This window comes from Marinobacter antarcticus, from assembly GCF_011049865.1.
GTDB lineage: Bacteria > Pseudomonadota > Gammaproteobacteria > Pseudomonadales > Oleiphilaceae > Marinobacter > Marinobacter antarcticus_A.
On sequence record NZ_DRGY01000045.1, the window covers coordinates 1 to 5,694 of the forward strand.

5 protein-coding genes and 2 pseudogenes are annotated in these 5,694 nt (G+C 52.6%); 5 read left to right on the top strand and 2 right to left on the bottom strand.

The window, feature by feature from the left end:
• The 3 genes and pseudogenes from ENI00_RS05650 to ENI00_RS05660 form a co-directional block, all read left to right on the top strand.
• A pseudogene (locus ENI00_RS05650) lies at positions 1-738 on the top strand (glycosyltransferase family 39 protein); the annotation flags it as partial.
• Positions 728-1,471, top strand: a complete 744-nt coding sequence (locus ENI00_RS05655; protein WP_304100123.1) for a response regulator transcription factor — start codon at positions 728-730, stop codon at positions 1,469-1,471. The pseudogene ENI00_RS05650 and the gene ENI00_RS05655, both read left to right, overlap by 11 nt.
• 363 nt (positions 1,472-1,834) lie before the next feature.
• The gene (locus ENI00_RS05660; protein WP_304100125.1) at positions 1,835-3,157 is read left to right on the top strand and encodes a nucleobase:cation symporter-2 family protein; all 1,323 of its coding nucleotides are present in this window, start codon (positions 1,835-1,837) and stop codon (positions 3,155-3,157) included.
• A gap of 11 nt (positions 3,158-3,168) precedes the next feature.
• On the opposite strand, the pseudogene ENI00_RS18720 reads toward ENI00_RS05660, so the two are convergent.
• Positions 3,169-3,267, bottom strand: a pseudogene (locus ENI00_RS18720) (SEC-C metal-binding domain-containing protein); the annotation flags it as partial.
• A 45-nt stretch (positions 3,268-3,312) separates the two neighbouring features.
• Between ENI00_RS18720 and ENI00_RS05665 the strand changes: the two are divergent.
• Both ENI00_RS05665 and ENI00_RS05670 read left to right on the top strand, forming a co-directional pair.
• Positions 3,313-3,648, top strand: coding sequence for a helix-turn-helix domain-containing protein (locus ENI00_RS05665; RefSeq protein ID WP_304100134.1), 336 nt, complete (start codon positions 3,313-3,315; stop codon positions 3,646-3,648).
• Positions 3,563-4,852, top strand: a complete 1,290-nt coding sequence (locus tag ENI00_RS05670; RefSeq protein WP_304100128.1) for a sensor histidine kinase — start codon at positions 3,563-3,565, stop codon at positions 4,850-4,852. Before ENI00_RS05665 ends, ENI00_RS05670 begins: the two co-directional genes overlap by 86 nt.
• A gap of 5 nt (positions 4,853-4,857) precedes the next feature.
• Here ENI00_RS05670 and ENI00_RS05675 read toward each other — a convergent pair.
• Positions 4,858-5,694: LTA synthase family protein (locus tag ENI00_RS05675; RefSeq protein WP_304100131.1), on the bottom strand; the 837-nt coding region annotated here is incomplete at its 5' end.

A 5,694-nucleotide genomic window follows, 5' to 3' on the forward strand; every position in this document is an offset into this window, starting at 1 on the left:
CTTTACGGCAGTGCCCATAACCGGCCCAAGGGCATGATCTGGATGTTCTGGTTGTGGGCTTCGTTCCCCTGGGGGGTTGTTGCGTTGGTGAGTCTGGCGCTAACGTGGTTTCGGCGGCGTCGAAACGGCTTGACGGGCAAAACACTGTCTAATCCCGGCTTTCGTTTTTTGCTGTTGAGCGCGTTGGCCCCGATGTTATTTTTCACGCTCGCCGGCAATACCCTCTGGACCTACATATTACCTTCGCTGCCATTTACGGCCATTTTGATTGGCCTTTGGGCTTCGGAATGCGAGTCTTACTGGTCATCCCGGATGCGGGTTGGGTTGGTAGCGCTGGTGCCGGTATTATTGACCGCGTTCGTGGGCCTGGCGGTGGTAGGTTGGACGCCAATCAAGACCGAGAAGCCACTGATACGTTATTATCAGGGGGCCAAGGACGCCAACAGCAGTCCCTTAATCTATCTTGATGACTTGCCATTTTCAGCGCGATTTTATTCAGACGGAATGGCCCTTGAAGTGGCCAAGAGCGATTTGCACAGCTTGCAGGCGGCTAACTCATTTCAGCGCTTGTATGTTGCGGTTCCCCGAGACTGGTCGAATGACCAGGTAACGGATTTATCCGCTTCAGCTCGAAAAGTAATGGAAGATAATCGTTATCAATTGTTGGTCATTGAGGGATTGCTCCGTGATAAGCAACCGGTGTCTGACGCCAACGGAGTTCGCTCGAATGACATCTAACCAAGTTCTTCGCCAGAATACGGTCCAATCTTCGCTCAGACTGTTGATTGTCGAAGATCAAGTGGACCTTGCGGAAAATCTGTTCGAATTTCTGGGCGAAGATCGCTACGTGCTGGACTTCGCTGCTGACGGACTAACCGCGTTGCATTTGCTCGCCACGCAGAGTTACGACGTTATCGTGCTTGATCTGATGTTGCCGGGCGTCAATGGTTATGAAATTTGCCAGCGTATCCGGCAAGACCTGCAATGCCAGACCCCTATCATTTTGATGACCGCACTCAGTGCTCTGAATGACAAGGAAAAGGGGTTTGATTGCGGGGCGGATGATTACCTTGTGAAGCCGTTTGAACTGCGTGAGCTGCAACTGCGTATTGAAGCTCTGCACCGGCGCTACGCTCCGCAGCGGCCTGTTTTATCGGCTGGTGATATCCGGTTCGATCCGGGTACACTGGAAGTGGAGTTGCGTGGATTGAAAACGGCGTTGACAGGCACCCCGGCCCGGCTGTTTGAAATGCTGGTGCGGGCGTATCCAAGTTTTCTCAGTCATGAAGCTCTCAGTGAAGCTTTGTGGGGCGCCCGCCACGGGGAAACCGAGGGGAACAGCCTTCGTACCCATATCTACACACTCCGAAAATCCCTGCAGGCAGGCCTGGGTAACGGGCTTGTAAAAACAATCCACGGGCGGGGATACAGTTTGGAAGTTCCTGAGAAAGAGAACCTGAACACGCCATGAAGTCATCTTTAACCACACGCGTGGGCCGGCTTCGATTCTGAATTCTTCGGTGTAGCGTGAGTTACTCATTGGACCTCCCGGGTGCCTTCATTATAAGGCTTGAAGGTGCCTATGAAACCTCGGGGGATTCATGTCGTTTTGCTTTGCTGGTTCAGGCGGTTCCTGGTATTTGTTTTAATTTTTTTCAGCGTGGCGAAATACCACTTCCTCTGCTAGATTTGTATACATGATTATCCATTCATGTGTACACAAAACAGTGCCTGGGTAGTCAACTCTCGTCATCCTTTTTCGCTAAAAGCCTGTATGCAAATATGAATAAGGGGTTTTAGAGGGATTGGTTGTTCACTACTCAAGGAGCCCGCAATGGAACTCTTTTACCAAGTTGAAGACAAGCCACCGTTAGCGACCTCTGTTTTGCTTGCTGCCCAACACTTACTGGCGGCACTGGGTGCCATTATTGCCGTACCTTTGGTGGTAGGCGGGGTGCTGGGATTGCCTACTGAGGACATGGTGGTGCTGATTAACGCGGCTATGCTGGTTTCTGGTGTTGTCACTATTGTGCAATGTAAAGGCGTTGGCCCTGTTGGTATCCGATTGCCTTGCGTTATGGGAACCAGTTTTACGTTTGTTGGTGTGTCCATTGCCATAGGTTTTGAGTATGGCGTGGCCGGTATTCTGGGTTCTGCCCTGGTGGCTTCGTTGGTTATGATTATCGGCAGCTTTTTTATGCCGTTTATTCGCAAGCTATTCCCGCCCGTTGTTTCGGGTACGGTGGTTACTCTGATTGGCCTGTCTCTGATTCCGGTGGCTGTGGATTGGTTTGCTGGCGGGCAGGTGGGGTCTGAAGGCTATGCCTCGCCCGGTAACTTAATGATTGGCTTGTTTGTGCTGGCTACAGTCGTTGTCATGGCACAGTGGGGGCGTGGTATTTTCGCGGCCGCTGCGGTTGTTATCGGCATGGTGATCGGTTTTGTATTATGTATTGCTCTTGGGCTGGTGGATTTCAGCCCGGTTCGAGAGGCCGCTATTATCGCTTTGCCTAGCCCGTTCCACTTCGGGTTAAGCTTCCCCATCAGTGGCATTCTTGGCATGAGCGTGGCCTATCTGGTGACTATTATGGAATCTACCGGTGATTTCCTGGCTTTGTCCGATGCCACTGAAAGCAAGCTGACGGGTAAGAAGCTATCCCGCGGCATTTTGTGTGATGGTCTGGGCTCGGCCCTGGCTTCGGTATTCTCCACCACACCCTTTTCGTCGTTCTCGCAAAACGTTGGTATTGTTGCCCTTTCAGGTGTTGCCAGTCGCTATGTGGTTGCTATTACGGGCGTAATGCTCGTGCTGGCTGGCCTGTTTCCGGTTATCGGTGCATTGGTGGTGTCCATTCCTCTGCCGGTGCTGGGCGGTGCTGGTCTGGTCATGTTTGCGATGATTATTTCTGCCGGTATTAATATTCTGGGCCGTGTTGAGCACAACAAGCGCAACAGTATTATTGTGGCCGTCAGCATTGGTGCTGGTATGGCGGTAACGGTGCGCCCGGAACTGCTAGCCCACCTGCCGGAATTTGCCAAGGTGGCATTGTCTTCTGGCATTACCACAGGTTCTTTGGTTGCGCTGTTGTTAAGCGGTATTCTTCCGGGGCGTGAGCCTTTAGAGCTTGACGAGGAAACAGAGACTCAGTCCGCGTAAGGGCGGTTAAATTACAAACAGCACGCTTTGAACTTTTTCCCACTACCGCAGGGGCAGGGTTCATTGCGGCCGCGCCGCAGCGACCGGTCTTGGCAGTTGGTGGTGTTCGGTTCAATTCGGGTACACTGGAGGTGGAGTTGCGTGGATCGACAACAGTGTTGTCTGGCACGCCAGCGCGGCTTTTTGAATTACTGGATCGAGCATACCCGAGTTTTCTCAGCCATGGGGCGTTGAGTGATGTTCTGTGGGGAGTCCGCCATGGCGAGACGGAGGTTAACAGCCTCCGGACGCACATTTATACCCTTCGAAAATCCCTGCAGGCAGGCCTGGGCAACGGTTTGGTAAAAACAATCCACGGGCGGGGATACATTTGGAAGTTCCAGCGAAAGAGAACACCGATACTCCATGAAGTCATCTTTAACCACGCGCCTGGCGCGAACCCTGTTTCTTCTGATTATGGCTACGACCGTCACCTCCATGTTTGTTGTTGAGGTGTTTGTTGATGACGTTGAAGACACTATCCTGGGCCTGGAATTGAAGGCAGACGCCAAGTATTTCACCGAACAACTTCAGGAAGGAAATTTTCGACCGATAAAAACGGCCCACCTGGAGGCTGTTTTCCTGCCGGAAGGGACGGCAGACCTTGTACTGCCAACCTATTTTCGGGGTCACTCGCTGCCATTTTCCCGGGAAATCGAGGTAGGCCATATAACTCTGCTGGTATACGGAGTGCAACTGAAAGCCCCTAACGGCAAACTATTCCTGGCCCAAGACATTACCATCATGGAAAACCGTTCATCTCTGGTTCAGCTTGCCTTGGTTTGTGTGGCCGGTTTTATGCTCCTTATCGGTTTTTTTGTTGCCCGAACGGGCGCCCGGTACCTAGTTCGTCCTTTCAAGAATCTGACCCGTGAAGTTCTGAACACCGCCCCCGGAATTGCGATGCCGCATATCAACACGGATTACCGCGATCAGGAATTTTGCGACATTGCCGAGGCATTTAACCGATTCCTGTTTGCACTGGAACATCATATCGAACGGGAGAAATCGTTTGTAAAGTTGGCCAGCCATGAACTTCGCACACCGCTGGCGGTGATGAGTGGCGCTTTGAATGTATTGGAGCAGCGTCAGAACCTGTCGCCCGCCGACCAGAAAACCCTTGCTCGTGTTCGTCGAGCCATGCAAACCATGCGGGACGACACAGAGGTTTTGCTTGAACTCGCCCGCAGCGAGGTGGCCAAGGGCAGCGCCAGAGCCGTTGTGCTGCAAGAGATCGTGCAGAACACCATTGACGATCTGGAACAGGGGCTTCCGGATCATGCAGGGCGGATTGTTGTTTACAACGACAATCCGGGGTTGAGAATCAAAACCCATCCTGCCCTGGTGCGGATGTTACTGCGGAATTTATTACAAAATGCTCTGCGTCATACCCATGCGGAGGTAGAGGTTCGCATGGTCGAGAACAGAATTTCGGTGCGAGATTTTGGATCCGGATTGCCGATCAACGTTACCGAGCACCTGCGTGCTATCGGAGTGCCTAGCGCAATCACCTCCGCCACCGGAGGATTCAGCAACACCACCTTTGGGTTGCTGATTGTCCGGCTGGTATGCGAGCGCCTGGGCTGGGATTTGGAGATTGCGCAATCGGACAACGAAGGCACGGAATTCGTAATCCACGTTCATAGCCTTATCTGAGTATATTACTCGGATAGCCCATAGGCTCGTTCTCGATACAGTTTCAGCGGGAGGAGCGCATGAGCCAGTGCCTTTTTTATGGCGGCACTGTCGGGCGCGCCTTCCAGGTATCGGGTACTCCCGGTATCCGGCGAATAAACGCCAGCCAGCGGTTTTTTATCGGGGCGCAATATCGTCACGTTGTAGTCGCCGTCCATCCATGCGTAGTCGTCGTGGAACTGCATGATCGCGCGCCCGGGTGCGTCGGGAAACCTCACCAGATCACGACCGACCATGGGGTTCTCACTGCTGATACCCATCAGTGACAGCAGCGTGGGCGCAAGGTCAACCTGACTTGTTAACGTTGTAATGCGCCGGCTACCCATATCGGCTCCGAGTATCAGCCCGGGGATGTGAAAATTCTTGATGGGGACCAACTCATCGCCCCACACCCGCGCATCATGATCCGCAACAATCAGGAAGATTGTGTCTTTCCAGTAGTCGCTGTTTCGTGCGGTGTCGATGAAATCACCCAAGGCATGGTCTGCGTATTTAACCGCGTTGTTGACGGTATTTTTCTCTTCGTCATAGCGTTCTATTCTGTCGTCCGGATATTCGAACGGCGTATGGTTGGACGACGAAAACACCAGGCGGAAAAAAGGCTTTCCGGCTGCGTGCAGCTTCTGGATATCGTCATGTGCTTTGGCGAACAGATCTTCATCACTGACCCCCCAGCTTCCGGTGAAAGTGGGGTTGTCGTAGTCCAGTTGATCGATGATCGAATCAAAGCCATTGCCCGTAAAAAAACTGCGCATATTGTCAAAATAAGCCTCTCCACCGTAGTTGAAGCCGGTGTCATAGCC

Coding starts and splice junctions, on each gene's coding strand:
- ENI00_RS05655 (WP_304100123.1), top strand. CDS start 728: ATGACATCTAACCAAGTTCTTCGCCAGAATACGGTCCAATCTTCGCTC.
- ENI00_RS05660 (WP_304100125.1), top strand. CDS start 1,835: ATGGAACTCTTTTACCAAGTTGAAGACAAGCCACCGTTAGCGACCTCT.
- ENI00_RS05670 (WP_304100128.1), top strand. CDS start 3,563: ATGAAGTCATCTTTAACCACGCGCCTGGCGCGAACCCTGTTTCTTCTG.